Annotated in this window: 14 protein-coding genes; 11 read left to right on the top strand and 3 right to left on the bottom strand. The window is 34.1% G+C overall.

Annotation, left to right across the window (positions count from 1 at the left end; genetic code table 11):
• Positions 1 to 41 precede the first annotated feature (41 nt).
• The 10 genes from BGP15_RS26565 (at position 42) to BGP15_RS26520 (ending at position 9,827) form a co-directional block, all read left to right on the top strand.
• Positions 42 to 263: a heavy-metal-associated domain-containing protein gene (locus BGP15_RS26565; RefSeq protein ID WP_038330956.1), complete on the top strand. Its 222-nt coding sequence runs from the start codon at positions 42 to 44 to the stop codon at positions 261 to 263.
• A 40-nt stretch (positions 264 to 303) separates the two neighbouring features.
• Positions 304 to 747, top strand: coding sequence for a DUF3347 domain-containing protein (locus BGP15_RS26560; protein ID WP_038330958.1), 444 nt, complete (start codon positions 304 to 306; stop codon positions 745 to 747).
• A 99-nt stretch (positions 748 to 846) separates the two neighbouring features.
• On the top strand, positions 847 to 3,177 hold the full coding sequence (locus BGP15_RS26555) for a multicopper oxidase domain-containing protein (protein ID WP_286771209.1): 2,331 nt from the start codon (positions 847 to 849) through the stop codon (positions 3,175 to 3,177).
• Positions 3,178 to 3,342: 165 nt separating this feature from the next.
• The gene (locus BGP15_RS26550; RefSeq protein ID WP_038330962.1) at positions 3,343 to 4,539 is read left to right on the top strand and encodes an MFS transporter; all 1,197 of its coding nucleotides are present in this window, start codon (positions 3,343 to 3,345) and stop codon (positions 4,537 to 4,539) included.
• Between the two features lie 119 nt (positions 4,540 to 4,658).
• Positions 4,659 to 5,516, top strand: coding sequence for a DUF8832 domain-containing protein (locus BGP15_RS26545; RefSeq protein ID WP_228388405.1), 858 nt, complete (start codon positions 4,659 to 4,661; stop codon positions 5,514 to 5,516).
• A gap of 105 nt (positions 5,517 to 5,621) precedes the next feature.
• Positions 5,622 to 5,843 carry a heavy-metal-associated domain-containing protein gene (locus BGP15_RS26540; RefSeq protein ID WP_038330965.1) on the top strand — a complete coding sequence of 74 codons (222 nt, stop codon included), beginning with the start codon at positions 5,622 to 5,624 and terminating at the stop codon, positions 5,841 to 5,843.
• 161 nt (positions 5,844 to 6,004) lie between these two features.
• Entirely contained in the window at positions 6,005 to 6,835 is an 831-nt protein-coding gene (locus BGP15_RS26535) for an RteC domain-containing protein (protein WP_038330969.1), read from the top strand.
• A 574-nt stretch (positions 6,836 to 7,409) separates the two neighbouring features.
• Positions 7,410 to 7,763 carry an ISAon1 family transposase N-terminal region protein gene (locus BGP15_RS26530; protein ID WP_088162610.1) on the top strand — a complete coding sequence of 118 codons (354 nt, stop codon included), beginning with the start codon at positions 7,410 to 7,412 and terminating at the stop codon, positions 7,761 to 7,763.
• 285 nt (positions 7,764 to 8,048) lie between these two features.
• Positions 8,049 to 9,023, top strand: coding sequence for a hypothetical protein (locus BGP15_RS26525; RefSeq protein ID WP_088162611.1), 975 nt, complete (start codon positions 8,049 to 8,051; stop codon positions 9,021 to 9,023).
• Positions 9,024 to 9,050: 27 nt separating this feature from the next.
• The gene (locus BGP15_RS26520) at positions 9,051 to 9,827 is read left to right on the top strand and encodes a hypothetical protein (RefSeq protein WP_088162612.1); all 777 of its coding nucleotides are present in this window, start codon (positions 9,051 to 9,053) and stop codon (positions 9,825 to 9,827) included.
• A 74-nt stretch (positions 9,828 to 9,901) separates the two neighbouring features.
• On the opposite strand, the gene BGP15_RS26515 is transcribed toward BGP15_RS26520, so the two are convergent.
• Positions 9,902 to 10,447 carry a hypothetical protein gene (locus BGP15_RS26515; RefSeq protein ID WP_088162613.1) on the bottom strand — a complete coding sequence of 182 codons (546 nt, stop codon included), beginning with the start codon at positions 10,445 to 10,447 and terminating at the stop codon, positions 9,902 to 9,904.
• A gap of 533 nt (positions 10,448 to 10,980) precedes the next feature.
• On the opposite strand from BGP15_RS26515, the gene BGP15_RS26510 reads away from it, so the two are divergent.
• Positions 10,981 to 14,052 carry an Eco57I restriction-modification methylase domain-containing protein gene (locus BGP15_RS26510; RefSeq protein WP_286771208.1) on the top strand — a complete coding sequence of 1,024 codons (3,072 nt, stop codon included), beginning with the start codon at positions 10,981 to 10,983 and terminating at the stop codon, positions 14,050 to 14,052.
• A gap of 290 nt (positions 14,053 to 14,342) precedes the next feature.
• On the opposite strand, the gene istB is transcribed toward BGP15_RS26510, so the two are convergent.
• Both istB and istA read right to left on the bottom strand, forming a co-directional pair.
• Positions 14,343 to 15,080, bottom strand: coding sequence for an IS21-like element helper ATPase IstB (istB, locus tag BGP15_RS26505; RefSeq protein ID WP_286771207.1), 738 nt, complete (start codon positions 15,078 to 15,080; stop codon positions 14,343 to 14,345).
• A gap of 23 nt (positions 15,081 to 15,103) precedes the next feature.
• Positions 15,104 to 16,657 (bottom strand): IS21 family transposase, encoded by a 1,554-nt coding sequence (gene istA / locus BGP15_RS26500; RefSeq protein WP_286771206.1) that lies wholly within the window; start codon positions 16,655 to 16,657, stop codon positions 15,104 to 15,106.
• Between the last annotated feature and the right edge of the window lie 225 nt (positions 16,658 to 16,882).

Genomic DNA, 16,882 nt, shown 5'->3' with positions numbered 1-16,882 from the left:
GAACTTTGTACTCAAGAAATACAATTAAAAAGTTCAAAACAATGGAAAGCAAAAACCTTCAATTCAAGACAAACCTTAACTGTGGTAACTGTGTTGCTAAAGTACAGGGTGATTTAGATAGCGCTAATGGTATCAGCGAATGGAATGTAGATACTGCAAATAGTGATAAAATCCTTACGGTAAAATCAGAAGGAATTAGCGAAGACGAAATCGTAACAATTATTAAGAAAAAAGGGTTTAAAGCCGAACCTATTTCACAATAATATAATAAGCAATTCATTAATCATAAAAAAGAGATAAAAAATGAAAAAGTTAATAATAGCAATAACCGTAATGTTGTTTGGATTTTCTGCTTTTGCACAAAACACAAGCAATCTGTTAAACAGTTACATCAGTGTAAAAAACGCTTTAGTAAGTAGTGATAGCAAAGCAGCGAGCACCGCAATTTCGGTTTTCAACGATGCAGTAAAAGGTGAAGATAATTTTTCACAGAAAACCGATCTATTAAAAGCTACAGAAAAATTAAACAAGGCTGGAAACAATATTGAAAAGCAAAGAGCAGCTTTTAACGATGTTTCTACTATAATGTGGAAACTGGTAAAGTCGTCCGATAAAGTAAATCAACCTGTTTATTATCAGTATTGTCCTATGAAAAAAGCATATTGGTTGAGCAAAGAGAAAGATATTAAAAATCCTTATTATGGTTCATCAATGCTTACTTGTGGTAAAGTTGCAGAAACTAAATAATAAAAACCTTTAAGGCATTGCTCAGGGAACATGCCTTTTAATATTTGTATAACCAATGCGATTTTTAAAATGAATAATAAAAAATTTCTTCACAAAAAGTTGTTGCTGCTAACTCTGTTAGCGCTCTTCATATCACAGGTCGGTATAGCCCAAAAAGTAGTACGTTACGATTTGTATGTAAAAGATACCATCGTAAACTATGCAGGCAAAGAAAAAAGAGCAATCGCTGTAAATGGGCAAATACCAATGCCAACACTTGAATTTACTGAAGGCGATACGGCAGAAATAGTGTTACATAATCAACTTAAAGAAAGTACCTCATTGCATTGGCACGGATTATTTCTGCCCAATAAAGAAGATGGCGTTCCTTTTTTAACGCAAATGCCCATTGAACCTGGTGAAACCTTTACGTATCGTTTCCCTATTATTCAAACGGGAACGCATTGGTATCATTCTCATTCAGGATTGCAAGAGCAGATTGGTATGTATGGGAGCTTTATCATGCATAAGAAAGCTGATGATAAAACATTTAGAAAAGGGATTGACGATTTGCCAGAAATACCCATTATGTTAAGTGAATGGACAAATCTTAAGCCGGAAAATGTTCATCGCATGCTACATAACGCAAGCGACTGGTTCGCTATACAAAAGGGAGCAACTCAAAGTTATGCGGAAGCTATTCGTACAGGAAATTTCAAAACAAAACTGAAAAATGAATGGAAACGTATGATGGCGATGGACGTAAGTGATGTTTACTACGACAAAGTATTGATGAATGGAAATCATTTGACAGATTTGAAATCGATAGATGGTAAATCTCTGAAAGCAGGTGATAAAGTACGTTTGCGCATTTCTAATGGAGGTGCATCGTCCTACTTCTGGTTAAGATATGCTGGTGGTAAAATGACAGTGGTGGCTAGTGATGGAAATGACGTAGAACCTGTAGATGTTGATCGTCTAATAATTGCGGTTTCAGAGACGTATGATGTGGTGGTTACCATTCCTGAAAACGGTAAAGCTTATGAGTTCATGGCTACAACAGAAGATCGTACCCAATCTACCAGTTATTTTATCGGGAATGGAGAGAAAACAATGGTTGGTGCCATGCCTCGTCTTAAATATTTTGAAGGTATGAAGATGATGAACGATATGATGAAAATGAATGGAGACCTTGATGATATGGGAATGAATATGAGTTGGAATCAAATGGATATGAATGTCGTTATGTATCCAGAGATTACGGGCGAGGAAAAGAAAAAAGGAAAGAAAATAGACGAAGCAATGGATCATAGCAAAATGGATCATGGAGATATGAACATGAAGCAAAGTGCTGAAAAAACCGATCATAGTCAAATGAACCATGGTGAGATGAATATGAATGAAGATCCAAATCGCTATAATGCGAATGCATTAAGCGAGATTGTAACGCTTAATTATGCCATGCTGAAATCTCCAAATAATACTGAACTACCTAAAAATGCACCCGTAAAAGAATTGAAGTTTACATTGACCGGAAATATGAACCGTTATGTATGGAGTATGGATGATAAAGTACTATCTGAAAGCGATAAAATACCTGTAAAGAAAGGCGAAGTATTGCGCATTACACTCTATAATAATTCGATGATGCGACATCCTATTCACTTACACGGATTCGATTTTAGATTACTAAACGATAAAGGAGAAAACGCTCCGATGAAAAACATCATTGACATTATGCCGATGGAAACCGATACCATTGAATTCCTCGCAAATGAAGAAGGTGATTGGTTTTTTCATTGTCATATATTGTATCACATGATGGCAGGTATGAACAAAGTTTTTGCTGTGGGTGATTATAAAAACCCTTATTTGCCCAATAAGGATAAAGCCTATAAAATGTTACAGCGTGAAAGTAATATGATTCATTTTATGGCTCAGAATGATTTTGCGACCAATGGTAATGACGGTGAAATGATGTTTATGAATGCTCGATATAGTTTGGGTACAGAATGGAGATTAGGTTACAATGATATGCACGGTTACGAAGTGGAAACTCATTTTGGTCGTTATATAGGAAAAATGCAATGGTTGATGCCTTTTATTGGTTTCGACTGGCGTTATCGTAAAATGGGAATGGATGAGCATGAAAAAAATCTTTTTGGACAAGTAAATAAAAAAGATAAACGAGGAGCATTTAGTCTTGGTGTTATGTATACCTTACCTATGTTGGTTAATGTACAAGCGGAGGTATATCACGATGGTATTTTTCGTGTTTCGCTAATGCGAGAGGATATACCTCTTTCCAAAAGATTGCGAGCAGGGTTTATGGTAAATACGGATATGGAATATATGGCAGATTTGCGATATATCCTTACAAGACATATCGGTGTGAGAACACATTATGATAGCGATATGGGCTTTGGAGTAGGTTTATCAGTTAATTATTAATATTAACAACAAAGGGAAATAAAAACGGTTATTACATTACGTCATAACCGTTTTTTATTTTACACAAGTACGGAATAATCAGTAAACCTCATAAATCAAACAAGAAATATCACAACAAGAAGATTAAACTAATTTGACAATTTTGTATTGTAAATTTTTAAGATTATGACAGCTAAAATAAAATGGAATAATGTATACCTCTTGTTTTTATCACAAGCATTATTTCAGACCGCATCGATATTAGTCATTACACTTTCAGGAATTGTAGGAATGGTTATGGCTTCTGATAAAAACATGTCAACCATTCCAGTTGCGATGATTACAGTTGGCGCAGCAGCTATGATGATTCCAGCGTCAATAATTATTAAAAATTTAGGTCAAAGGAAAGCCTTTATGATTGGAACATTGATAGGCGTTCTTGCTGGCTTAGTTTCTTGGTATGGAATTGTTCAGAATTCGTTCTGGATTTTTGCTATTGGAAATATGTTGATTGGCGCTTATCAAGGGTTTTCACAGTATTATCGTTTTGCGGCTGCAGATTCTGTGCCGGATAATGCAAAGAGTAAAGCCATTTCTTTTGTGATTGCCGGAGGTGTCGTTGCAGCATTTGCGGGACCTAATTTGGCAAGATTTACACAGCATTTGGGAAGCATGCCTTATGCATATTCTTTTTTTTCTATTGTACTTTTAAGTGTCTTGGCATTTGGAGTAGTTTCGTTACTTAAATTTCAAGCAAAGCCGGTAGCTCGAAATAATGAATCTTTAAAAAAAGGTCGTTCATTAAAAGAAATTTTCAAAAGTAAAGATGCCGTTTTAGCTGTGCTTTCATCAGCTACAGCTTTTGCGGTGATGGGAATGTCTATGACGGTTACGCCTATTGCAATGCATGGTTTCGGTCATAGTTCTGATGATTCGGCAACTGTAATTCAATGGCATGTGTTAGGTATGTTTTTGCCCTCATTTTTTACAGGCATCCTCATTCAGAAATTTGGAGTTTATAGAATCATTACAACTGGATTGTCGATTTTGTTTCTCTATATTTTCATTGCTCTTTCTGGTACCGATTTTACACATTTCGTATCGGCATTATTTATTGTTGGTTTAGGTTGGAACTTCTTGTTTATTGGTGGATCCGCATTATTAACACAAGTATATAGACCTGAAGAGAAAGAAAAAACACAAGCATTTCATGACTTCACGGTTTTTGCAGTAATCAGTATTGCCAGTTTTTTTGCAGGAAGTTTATTTAATAATTGGGGCTGGAATGGCATTAATATTGTTTTAATTCCAATGCTTCTTATTACATTAATTGCGGTAATTAAAATTACAATGACAAATAAGAGCGCGCACGAGAATCAGTAAAAATCACAATTATCTTCCAAAAAATCGTAACTAATAAAAACGAAATAATAAGGAACTTTGTAATTAGAAAAGAATCAAGTTATAATATCAAAATAATTAACGTTTTAAAAAAAAATATTATGAATACACAACATCAATCCAGCAGCGAAAATATATTTATTTGCCCTATGCACCCAGAAGTCAAAGGGAATAAAGGTGATAAATGTTCAAAATGTGGAATGAATTTAGTTCCAGAAAATAAAGGAACAGCAAAACATTTTGATGTGATTATATCTTCTGAACCTGAAGTTATTGAAGCAGGGAAATCGACGCAGTTTAAAATCATTGTAAAGAACGAAGATAAAGTTGTGTCATTAGAAGAAGTACATGAAATGAAAATGCATCTTCTAGTTGTGAATGAAGAACTAACTTGGTTTGACCATATCCATCCCATTGAACAAGAAGACGGTTCTTATCTTATTGATGAAATATTTCCAACTGCTGGGGACTACTTATTTTTTGTAGATTATAAGCCTGAGAACGAGGAAGGGAATGTTTACAAACATTCGTTAAATGTAGTAGGAAATACTACAGAAATAGCACAGTTAGATACAAATGCAAAATTTGAATCGGAATCAGATGGTTATACTGCCAAATTATTGAATGGTGCAGATTTGAAAACAAATACAAGCCAGCCATTGCAATTTGAGATTCTAAAAAATGGTAACAAGATTAATGACGCTGAATTGCAAAACTATTTAGGAGCAAAAGCTCATATTGTAATGATAAGCAAAGCTGAAAAAGAATTTTTGCATATTCACCCAATGTCTAATGAAAGTTATCAGATTTATGCAGAAACACTGATCAAGAAACCAGGTTTATATAGAATGTGGATGCAATTTAAGATTAGTAATAAAGTGCACACTGTAGATTTTACGGTACATGTTGCTGAGGGTAACAAAACGAGCGAAGGTCATAATCATCATCACAAACACTAAAAAAAATCAGTAAAAATCGTAAATCAAACAAGGAATATCATAATAAAAAAAATAAGAAAATACAGAATTTTGTAGTATAAATATACATTATAAATAAATTAAAAAATGGAAAATAAAGAATTTCAATTCAAGACAAACCTTAATTGTGGAGGATGTGTATCAAAAGTAAAAGCAGATTTTGACAGTGCGGAAGGTATCTGTGAATGGAATGTAGATACAGCTAATAATGATAAAATCTTAACTGTAAAATCAGAAGGAATTACAGAAGATGAGATCATCGCTATCGTTAAGAGAAAAGGATTTAAAGCAGAACCTTTAGCAGAGTAATTTATCACTCTATATTTTATCCTGAGAGTGATAATGGATAGTATTCTTTTAAATAATTGTACTATCGCAATTTAAAATGAGGTAATTTATTGTAGGATGCCTGCAATTATTACCTCATTTTATTTTTTATGCCAGTTTTTAAATTTAAAATCCTTGTTTTAATGATAGATTATTGCCATTCTTTGATGAATGAATTGGATGATAGAATAACTGAACTGACTTACGAGCATAGCAATAACTCGTTAGAGTTGTATGAAAATGCTATTGTATTAGTTTTACAAAGGCTTGATTCGGCAAAGGAATATGTCAAGAAAAAAGGATTCAAAGATGAAGATGAAGAAATATTCTTTTTCAAACAACTTAAACCTCAGTTAGTTTCAAAATTGATATATTTAAATTCTATATATAAAATTGAAACAAAACGGCCCAGAGGAGGTGATAAAATTATTAAACAATATCTCAATCTTGAGCTTAGTAAGATCAAGCGTTTTTTTGATGCTAATTTGGAATTTTATAAATACTACAGAACTAATAGCACCCATTTAGATAAAAAATACTTTATCAGAGGAAATCATGATATAAAATTAAGCTTAGATACTTATTATTTTGAAGCAGATCATAAATTTGCAACCTCACACGATTATAAAGTAGCTAAAATTATTGCCAACGATTTAATACAGGTATATCTTGAAGACCAATTGAATAACAATAATAAAAAACATATATCAAAAAATTTAAGTTTAAATTGGACTGGTAGTAAAACAGCTTTGGTTGAGTTAATCTATTCTCTACATTCCAATGGTTCAATTGAAAATGGTAATATTGATATTAAGGTTATAGCAAAAACATTTGAGAATATGTTTAATATTGATTTAGGAGACTTCTATCATTCTTATTTAGAATTAAAAGGAAGGAAGATAAATCGAACCAAATTTCTCGATAGTCTTCGCGATGCACTTATCAAAAGAATGGATGAGCAGGACGAAAAATGAAAACAGAGTTTAAATGTGTGACATTTCATACACTAAATGAAGTTATGTATGTATAGTTATATAAAAATTAAATGCTGTAAATACAATTTACTAAATTATTACCAATAACATTTTTAGCGTTTATAGAACTCATATTATTTGCAAATACTGATTAAATTAATCTTTTATGCTTTAAAATTGTCTTATAATTTTAATTAAAGTATTGGCATAGAGTTTTTTATAAATTATTTCGAAATTTTCGCAACGAAATTGTTGCTTTGTATTACTATAAATGCATATTTTTGCACCGTTAATAAAAAAAGATAAAGTTCATTTACTTGAATTTTCTATGATATTAAAAGTCAATATCGGACAACAACAGTTTTAAATCATTAATAAAATGGTTCGAAAATTGTCCCGACAGGACGACAAAAGCCACTGATAATCAGTGGTTTTTTTGATTTTCGGACATATTTCGGACTGATTTATTATTCATTTCCGAAAGTTAAGCTATATAAGTTTTATTTTGGATCATGTACAAAACCTGTGGAGTAGAAGAAGAATAATCGGATATTTGCATTATTATATTATTCAGATGCACGATTCATTTAAAGCTTTAATGCCTCTCATTATTCCAGAAGGGGTTTCCGATTATTTTGAAATGACCCATTATTCAAAAGGCGAATGTCGCTTGGATATATTTTTGGAGGAGATGAATGTTATTCCTGATGAATTCAAAACCAATAGCTTATTATCCAAAGGTTTTTTTGATCCCGTTACTTTACAAGATTTTCCTATTCGTGGTCAGCAAGTTTATTTACATGTTAAACGTCGAAGATGGCTCAATCAAGATACTGGTAAGGTAGTTTATAGGGATTGGAATTTAGTAGCAAAAGGAACGCGTGTCACATCAGATTTCGCGGCTTTTTTAAAAGGTATCAGCGGATAATCAAGCGCATAGCATCGAAACTATTAGCTCATTTTATGGTATATCCGCCAATAAATTAAGGCGATATTACCGTAATAAACTCAGTGGTTTTCAACAGTGGGCCCATCGCGAAAATGCACAGGAAGGACTTCATTTTTTTAATAGCTAAACTAGCTAACAAATACGTTTTAGAATGATAGTTTGGTTTACATAAATCATCTCTTTAATATTCTTTTTAAGGATTATTGGTATTTTAGTGGAAATTTTTAGGCTATAATTGTGTATAGAGGTTTATTAATATAGATTATGAAATTATTAAAATATGTTTTCTTAATAGAGATACTTGGTTTGTTTTGTTTAAATGCCAGTTCACAAATAAGATATAATGACAGGCCAAATCAAGAACTTTCGCAGAATTCAACACTTTACAGAACAAAGTATGATAGTACAAAGAATTTTGTTGGTATCCTAATGTATGAGTATCAAGGGCAAACTTTTACAGTTAGAGAATTGAGGCCAACTATGGTTAAGTATGGATTTAGAGGGTTTGTTCGAAATCCGTTGAAATCTGAATTTGATGAATCTAATGTTTATTATAAGGATAAAAGACATCCAGATAGGTATAGTACGCCGTATGAAGATCTAGTTAACAGAACATTCTACGTTAAGAGTTGTAATCAAGATAAATTCTATCTGGAACTTGAGGACACAAAGAATAATGAAATTATCTATTTCATGTACAATTATGAGCTCCCGAGTCACTTTCCATTTATTGTTCATGGTTATTTTGAAAAGCTTCAACGTGAGATGAAAGGGAAAGTTTATTATGCTCGATCAAAAAGACTAAATAGCTATTCTACTTCATATAACGAAACGGTGGATTTAAATCAAGTGGCTTTTCAGGCGACTATAGGAAGTGAATGGGCTGTTATCGATGTGTATGTTTCTCAAAATTCCGATAAAATTCCGGTGGAATATAGATTGAAAGGAGAAGGTAGAGAAATTAACGTTGAAGGCGATAAGTTTTATGGTGCTTACTTTGGAGAAAAAGAAGTTTTTGATCGACTAAAAAAAGAAGAGGGTGTAAAAGTTTTTTCTGATGTTTTGAATCATATCTATAAGATTGGGATGACAAAACGGGCGGTTCGGCTTGCTCTTTTAAGCAAGCCAATAGACATTAACACTACCGAAATTGGAGGTAATGTTTCGGAGCAATGGGTTTTAGAGGATAATGAATATATTTATTTCGAAAATGGTATTCTTACAGCAATTCAAAATTAGAATTTTAAAATTAATGTAATTAATTGTATGAGTTCAATTAATGTTGCCATTTTGGATTTTGAAGATGTAAATACATTAGAAGAGTCAGTGATACGAAATGTAAAATTAGATTATGGAGGATTTACTGAATTTATAAATAATTGGTTTCCGGATTCTTCTGTGGACATTCTTCCTGAAAGACAGATTTATAACAGTCTTGTTTCGAAAAATCTCTTGAAGACCAACCTACATCTTGAATGTACCTGGTTTCATTTTACTCGTCTTTTGAGTGGGACTGAATGTCAAATTTCTAGAAACGGCCTTTTGCCAGTTCCCTTTGCTCTGGAAAGGATATGGCATGATTTAGATTCTATAAATGATGGCATAGATGTTGATATGATGCAATTGAAGGATGCCGCATATCAAAGCTCTAGATTCCAGAACAAGCTAATGAATGAATGCAATTGGGGACCATATGGAACTTTGTTTCGAGATATAGCAGATTTTGATTTATCAAATTTTGGATACTATAATTATTTTCGAATGCCAGAAATAATAACTGATATTTTTAGCGCCGGTGTTGGTCTACCTGGTATAGAGTTATTACGGGAAAAGTATATTCAAAAATCTGTGCCATTAGTCGTTAAAATACATCACGAAAGGGATTCTATAAAATATATAGGTAACGCTGTTTATTTTTTATATCTATATAAGGTTAATAATGAGTCTTTTGTGGATTGTTTAAGAAGAGCAAATACTTTCATTGATTTTAAAGGACAGATAGATCCAAGCAAAATTATCTATTGTAAGAAGTTGATTTCGTAAAACTACATTAGTGGATACCGATGTAGTTTTGTGAGTCAGATAGCATATATCGTTTTTAGATTGTAATTAGAGGGCTAAAAGTTGCCATTCAGTTCTTCTATTTCTTGACGTTTTCTTTGAACGTTGAATAAAAGCTTGTTTTCTTCTTCCCTCTTAATTACCAAATTTTGAAATTTGTTAGGATCCGACCTGTATGTGGAATCGATATGCGATGTAACATTAGGTAGCTCCAATTCCATCATACGGTAGCGTATCTCATACGATTTTCTATTGTCCAATTGTCTGTTTTTTTCATATAGAATTCCTAAACCCAGTGACGTGAAGATCGATAATAATATCATTACAATGATCACTGGCGTGGATTTTATATCAATTCCGTAATGATATCTTACATTGACCTGATCAGGGATTTCAGCGAGCTTTGAAGCAATCTCTTTTTCCTTGTCAACCAATCTGTTGACCTCTTTTCCTGTAGCATCGGCAATCTGAACAGCCAGATTCTGCAATGAACCATAATCCTTAACGATCCTTGACAGTACATCATTTTCACGCTTCATAAAAGTCTGAATCTGGCGTAACAGTTCCTGATCCTTTGCGCGTGTATCATGAAATTCCTTCATATTTGGATATTACGGACCAGCATCTCCGAAATAGACATTACCTATTTAAGACTATAATGGATCTTTCTAACAAAGATTTTATAATTGAAAAGCACTTGGAAAATACTCTAGAGAAATATCCAAAATATCAGTTTATACTAACAAGGTCTATTATCGATTCAAATATTAGAGAAATTAGGAATACACCAAATAATAATATTAGTCAATTTTCACTAGACTTTAGATAATCTCAGATCTTCTACATTATCATTTCAGGTGTAAGTGTCCCAATTGCATATCCGGAGTAAATTGGTTCTTCATCAATTTTGATGAAAGTACAACAAATAATTAATGAGCTATATCCCCAGAACTTCAAAAAATCAGCTGAACTGTAGTTCATAGGGCGGATACGTTTAATTTCTCTTTTTTTGCTAAAAAAAATAGTTTTTTTAATATGGATTTTCTAAATTTGGCTTTTAGGTGAATTAAAATTTTTTATATACAGCTTTTAATGTATATTCAGTAAATTCGCGATTTTACAATTTTATTTTATTATGCAATTAGACGAACTATTAGAATTTTTAAATTTATCCGATAAGGATGGTTTGTATTCTCGAGATGATCTGTCTAGTTATAAACGAAATTTTCTCCCAAATAGATTAGTTGAATCTTTTAAGCAAATAGATCCTGATTATATTTTTTGCATCAATAACGAGCCATTAATACTTTTTTTTAGTAGCAAAAGGGATTTAGAGTTATTGGAAAAGCAAGTTTGGAATTTCAATCAATCTCCTGCAATATTCATCCATGATGGTAAGCAATGGGTAGTAAAAAATGGTTTCAATCTCTTAGATAATAAAAAAGAATTAGAAACAATTGCTTCCGAAAATAGTAATAATTTATCTGATTTTGAATATTTTAAAATCATTACAGGTAGTAGCTGGGAAAAATATCAGGAGAAATTTAAACAGAGTAATAGGGTAGATTTTTATCTCCTCAATAATATTGACAATCTTAGAAATAATCTAAAGAAGGATCTTCCAGCCCAAGTTGCCAATTTTTTAATTGGAAGGGTAATTTTTATTAGATATTTGATCGATAGAAAGGTTGAACTAAATAAATATGGGATTACTGATAAGGAAGATTTTTATAATATCCTAGATGATAAAGATAAAGCCTACGATTTTTTTAAGCAAGTAAAGGAAGATTTTAATGGAAACCTTTTTCCTTTGTCCTATAGAATTGATAATATTGAAATATTTGAAAAAGATAAGGTTACTATTTCTCATCTTTCTAAAATCAAAGATCTTCTTTTAGGACATGTAATATATAATGATGGTGCTTTACAATCTTCCTTATTCGATATCTATGATTTTTCCATTATACCGATTGAGTTTATTAGTAATGTCTATGAGAAATTCATTGGAATTGAAAAACAGGCAGATAGCGGAGCATATTATACACCACTTTTTCTAGTAGATTATATTCAGAAAGAAACAGTCGTAAACTATTTTGAAAAAAACCCTGATGTTTATAACTGTAAAGTGCTTGACCCTGCGTGTGGGTCTGGTATTTTTTTAGTAGAAACACTGAGACAAGTTATTTTTCAATATCAGAAAAATAACTCTTCATATCTGAATGAAGAGAATTATGAAGCATACAAGGATACACTTAAGCAACTTTTAAAAGACAACATATTTGGTGTAGACAAAGATGAAAATGCCGTTAGTGTAGCCATCTTTTCTCTATATATTACTTTGTTGGATAATTTAAGACCCAAGAGTATCGTTGGATTTAGATTCCCCGAATTAATAGGAACCAACTTTTTTGTAAGTGATTTCTTTGATACCGAGAAGAAATTTGATTCAGAATTAAAAAAGCATCATTTCAAATTTATCCTTGGGAATCCTCCTTGGGCAACTAAACATCCCAAAGCAAAGCAGCCTTTTGAAAGATATATTGAAAATAAAAAAAGTGAAAATGTCAATTTAGAAATTGAGAATCGAGAGATTGCAGAAGCCTTTCTTGTAAGAGTTGGGGATTTTGTTTTTGATGAAACAGCCTTTGTTGTTGTCAGTAAAGTGTTATATAAAATTAGTCGGAAAAAAGATAAAAGGGGTATTTTTAGAAAATATTTATTAAATAATTTTAAAATTCGTCAAATACTTGAATTATCTTCTGTAAGGCATTTAGTTTTTGGCGCAGATATTAAGAAAAATAATGAAGATAAAGGTACCGCTCCAGCTACTATACTTTTTTATTCCAAAGCTAATTTGAATGAGATAAATAATAATATTGTTAAGCATATTTCAATAAAACCAAATATTTTCTTCAAGACCTTTAAATTGCTTGTGATCGAAAAATATGACATTAAGGATGTAGCACAAAAGCATTTTTTGGTTGATGATTGGCTTTGGAAGACTTTAGTGTATGGAAATGTTTTAGATTATTTTTTTATTAAAAGGCTAAAAGAGAATCAAACTATTTATGATTGTATATCTAATAAGGAACATTTTCTTTTTGGAAAGGGCGTATCGGTAGGCGGAGGAGATGAAAATTCGATTGATGAACATAAAACTATAAAGTACTCTGTTAATTCGAAGCAAAAAGATCTAAAACCGTTTATGGTGATATATACAAATAACTTTTTGCTCGACTTAGAGTTTGTGCACAGACCGAGAAAAATAGATTTGTTTAGATCTCCCATCTTACTCGTTGGCAAAGGAGTAAGTAATGATTATAAATTAAAATCAGCAATTTCATTTAAAGATGTAATATATACTGATGCTGTAACAGGTATAAAACCACTAACTGATCAAGCCATTGATGTCATGTTTTTATTGGAGACTCTTTTTAATTCGGCATTATTTAGCTATTTTCTTGTCAATACGAATTCTTCAATAGGAATTGAAAGAGAACAGTCTCATGATAAAGAAGATAAATTCTCAATTCCATTACCTCTGATACAAGATATCAATACTCTGAAATCTAATGTTGTTGAGCTAAAAGAGTTATATAAACTAATTGATCAAGAAGAATTTCAAACTGGTAATAAGTTAGAATTGGTTCAAAAAGCTAAAAATATTTATAATCACCTTGATCTTATTCTTTTAGAATACTATGGAATTTCTAAACAAGAAAATAGCTTGATTGACTATACAAATAATATTACCATTCCTCTATTAAAAGGAAGTTTGCTAGAAAAGAATAAAGTAATTGCCAAGATCCCATACGAGTCAGAGTATTTGACTGCTTATGCGCAGATTTTTGTTGATCATTTTGGTCGTCGTTTTAATAGTGATGTGCGTTTTTTTGAGGTTGAAATAGTGCATTCTGAACATACTATTCTCATGAAGTTCAAAATCATTCTAAATAGCTTACAACGTTCGTCTACAATTTATTGGACAAATCAAGGTGATAGAGAATTGCTTTGTACAATTTCTAAGTTTGGGTTTGAGCAATTAAGTACAGACCTTTTCTTACAGAAAGATATTAAAGGTGTTGAAGATGATTTTTTTTATATTGCTAAACCTAATCAGTATAAATCATGGCACTCAGCATTAGCTTATTTAGACTTATCAGAGTTTGTTGAAGTTTTTCATAGTTACAATTCAAATCAGCCTTAGTTTAATATGAAGATACCTAAAAATAATATTTTTGTGAAATCATATCAGGATCGTGATTTGAAATATATATTATTTTGTATCTACTCTTGCTATTTGGAAATATTGAATTCATCAGTTTTAGTGAAAAATGATGAAAATAGTATTCGTGATTTATTTATTTGTGATGATTACCTTGATAATCATCAATTAAAAGAAAAGCTGGGAATGGCTATTTCGGAGTGACCATGCCATCGATTTCGGTCAAACCGTGCCACTAAAAAAGATCATACAATGATATAAAAAGTTGCTGATTATTCCTGTTTTAATATTCCTTTTCTGCGGGATTCACCTTTGAGGTCTATCCTATGTGAGGAGTTTATTATCCTGTCTAATATTGCATCAGCAATAGTACCTTCACCACCGATAATATCGTACCATGCAGATACGGGTATCTGTGAGGAGATGATGGTGGATTTTTTAGCGTGACGGTCGTCGATGATATCCATAAGAGTCTCCCTATCCTGAGTATCAAAGGCCTGTAGACCAAAGTCATCAAGTATCAACAGTTCTATTTTTCCGAGTTTTTCGATCTCTTTGATGTAGGTTCCGTCTACTTTACAGAGCTTAAGTCTTTTAAAGAGCCTTGCCGTGACTGCGTATAGGGTTTTCATTCCCGACATACATGCCTGGTGCCCAAGTGCCTGTGACAGGTAGCTTTTTCCAGTTCCCGAGGCTCCGCAGATGATGAGGTTTTCCTTTCGCTGGATGAAATCCAGTGTAGATAATCTGGTAAACATATTCCTGTCCAGGTTTCTCTCGGGAGCGTACCGGATATCGGCCATGCTGGCATCCTGCCTGAATGCGGCAAGTTTCAACAGCCGTTCAATTTTTCCGTTCTCACGCTCTTCCCATTGGTGGTCGGTCAGCAGGGCAAGGTATTCATCGCAGGTGATCCCTTCAAATCTGTTCTGTTCGACGTAGTCCTGGTGCAGTCTGGCCATGGCACCAAGGCGCATGCTCCGTAGTTTCTCGATTGTCTGATTGTTCATTTTTCTTTTTTTAGATGGTTTATTTATTTGTAGGCGGAAGCTCCGCGTATGTTACCATGCGCAGGGATATGGGTTTTACAAGATTCTGTGACCTGATCGGATAGCGGTACCCTGTCCATATTGTTCTGTAGCATATTCTTGATACGCATATAGGAGCAGGCATCTGTTTGCAGTGCTCTTTTACAGGCTGCGTCGAGTCGCTCGGAACCGTAGGGCCGGTGTAACTGAATGACTCCCAGAGCCCTTTTGTAGCCTATCTCGGGGTAATCCTGCGCGGTAAGGATAAACTCCACACAGCGCAGTACGTGCTCACCGTGTACTGCAGCCTTTTTCCTGAAGAATTCCGGATTCCAGTCCGAATAGAACTTATGGGTACTGCTCAGATGGTCGGTATTGGTGACATAGCTCCCTTTGGACAGGTTGCGCTGATGTATGGCGATTCTTTGCTGGTTATGGAAGACCTCAACCAGACTGTTCGTATAGTGGATCTGGGTCTCTTTTCCGATATAGCGGAAGGGAACACTGTAATAGCTTTTATCGGGCGAGAAGTAGACATAGCCCATCTTCTGAACTTTAGCCCTTTTATAGTCCTTGAGCTCGTAGGGCACCGTGGGCAGAGGTTTAAGGTACTGCCGTTCAACACACTGGAAAAGCTCGGTACGGCTTGACTCCTTACGCTGGAACAGCAGATTGTTGTAACGCTCCAACAGCCTAGAGATCTCCCTGTTGAGATCTTCAAGGGAAAAGAAGGTCATCTCCCGCAGCGGATAGTAGATGCGCTGGTATACAAGGTGCACAGCATTTTCTACCAGTGCTTTGTCCTGGGGTGAATATCCCCGGGTGGGATTGATCACGCAGTTGTAATGTCGTGCAAAGTCCTTGAAGCTACGGTTTATATCCGCTTCGTACTTACTGGCACGGTTGACGGCAGAACGGAGGTTGTCCGATACAATGGCCTTGGGGGCACCGCCATAGAAGCTCAGTGCATGGGTGCAGCAATCTATGAAATCGGCTCTTTTCTGGCTCATACAGGCACGCACGTAGGTGTACTGGCTACAGGGAAGGACGGATACAAAGACTTCTACAGGGATAAGCTCTCCAGTTTCCCTGTTTACCAGGTGCAGTTTCTTTCCCGCAAAATCAATGTACATTTCTTCACCGGCAACATGATCGAGTTTCATAGAACCCTTTTCCCTGGGATATTTGCGTCGGTAGTGCTCCAGAAACTGGGTGTAACTGTACGGATCCCGGGCCTGACCAAAATACTGCTGATAATGGTGCTGAAAGGTGAATCCGGGGTGGGTACGGGACTGGTTGGCCTGTTCAAGATATAGCATCAGCTCATTATGACGCACGGTATCGACCGTCGTATGCGAGGTAAAGAGTTCGGATAATGCTGCCGCATCCAGCTCAAGTAGTTCCCCGAGGGGATGATCGCTTGCCGAAAAAAGTTGCATATACGTATTCACCGTATTGCGGGAGATCCCAAGGATCGAGGCTATCCTGCGGTTGCTGATACCGTCAAGGTGTAAAGTAATGATCTGTTTTAAGTCCATCGGATCAAGTGTGTTGGCCATATCGCTTTTTCTAAATACAGCGATAAGGTAATTGCTTGATCTTTTAAAGTGGCACAAAACGAACCGTAATATTCCGGTGATATGGCAGCTCTGATAATCCAACATTAAGCTGGCACAAAACGAACCGTAAACAAACTATGCTATTTCAAACTAAATTGGCACAAATTGAACCGAAATAAGTGGCATCATCCGACCAAAATGACTGGCACTATTCGAACCGTAATA

This window comes from Sphingobacterium sp. 40-24, from assembly GCF_001899705.1.
In the GTDB taxonomy this organism is placed as follows: domain Bacteria; phylum Bacteroidota; class Bacteroidia; order Sphingobacteriales; family Sphingobacteriaceae; genus Sphingobacterium; species Sphingobacterium multivorum.
Note: the sequence above shows the minus strand (reverse complement) of the source record. Positions and strands in the feature narration are given on the sequence as shown.

What these genes read in the sequence shown, in the direction of transcription:
- BGP15_RS26565 (WP_038330956.1), top strand. Translation starts at nt 42, where the DNA reads ATGGAAAGCAAAAACCTTCAATTCAAGACAAACCTTAACTGTGGTAAC.
- BGP15_RS26560 (WP_038330958.1), top strand. Translation starts at nt 304, where the DNA reads ATGAAAAAGTTAATAATAGCAATAACCGTAATGTTGTTTGGATTTTCT.
- BGP15_RS26550 (WP_038330962.1), top strand. Translation starts at nt 3,343, where the DNA reads ATGACAGCTAAAATAAAATGGAATAATGTATACCTCTTGTTTTTATCA.
- BGP15_RS26545 (WP_228388405.1), top strand. Translation starts at nt 4,659, where the DNA reads ATGAATACACAACATCAATCCAGCAGCGAAAATATATTTATTTGCCCT.
- BGP15_RS26540 (WP_038330965.1), top strand. Translation starts at nt 5,622, where the DNA reads ATGGAAAATAAAGAATTTCAATTCAAGACAAACCTTAATTGTGGAGGA.
- BGP15_RS26535 (WP_038330969.1), top strand. Translation starts at nt 6,005, where the DNA reads ATGATAGATTATTGCCATTCTTTGATGAATGAATTGGATGATAGAATA.
- BGP15_RS26530 (WP_088162610.1), top strand. Translation starts at nt 7,410, where the DNA reads ATGCACGATTCATTTAAAGCTTTAATGCCTCTCATTATTCCAGAAGGG.
- BGP15_RS26525 (WP_088162611.1), top strand. Translation starts at nt 8,049, where the DNA reads ATGAAATTATTAAAATATGTTTTCTTAATAGAGATACTTGGTTTGTTT.
- BGP15_RS26520 (WP_088162612.1), top strand. Translation starts at nt 9,051, where the DNA reads ATGAGTTCAATTAATGTTGCCATTTTGGATTTTGAAGATGTAAATACA.
- BGP15_RS26515 (WP_088162613.1), bottom strand. Translation starts at nt 10,447, where the DNA reads ATGAAGGAATTTCATGATACACGCGCAAAGGATCAGGAACTGTTACGC.
- BGP15_RS26510 (WP_286771208.1), top strand. Translation starts at nt 10,981, where the DNA reads ATGCAATTAGACGAACTATTAGAATTTTTAAATTTATCCGATAAGGAT.
- istB (WP_286771207.1), bottom strand. Translation starts at nt 15,080, where the DNA reads ATGAACAATCAGACAATCGAGAAACTACGGAGCATGCGCCTTGGTGCC.
- istA (WP_286771206.1), bottom strand. Translation starts at nt 16,657, where the DNA reads ATGGCCAACACACTTGATCCGATGGACTTAAAACAGATCATTACTTTA.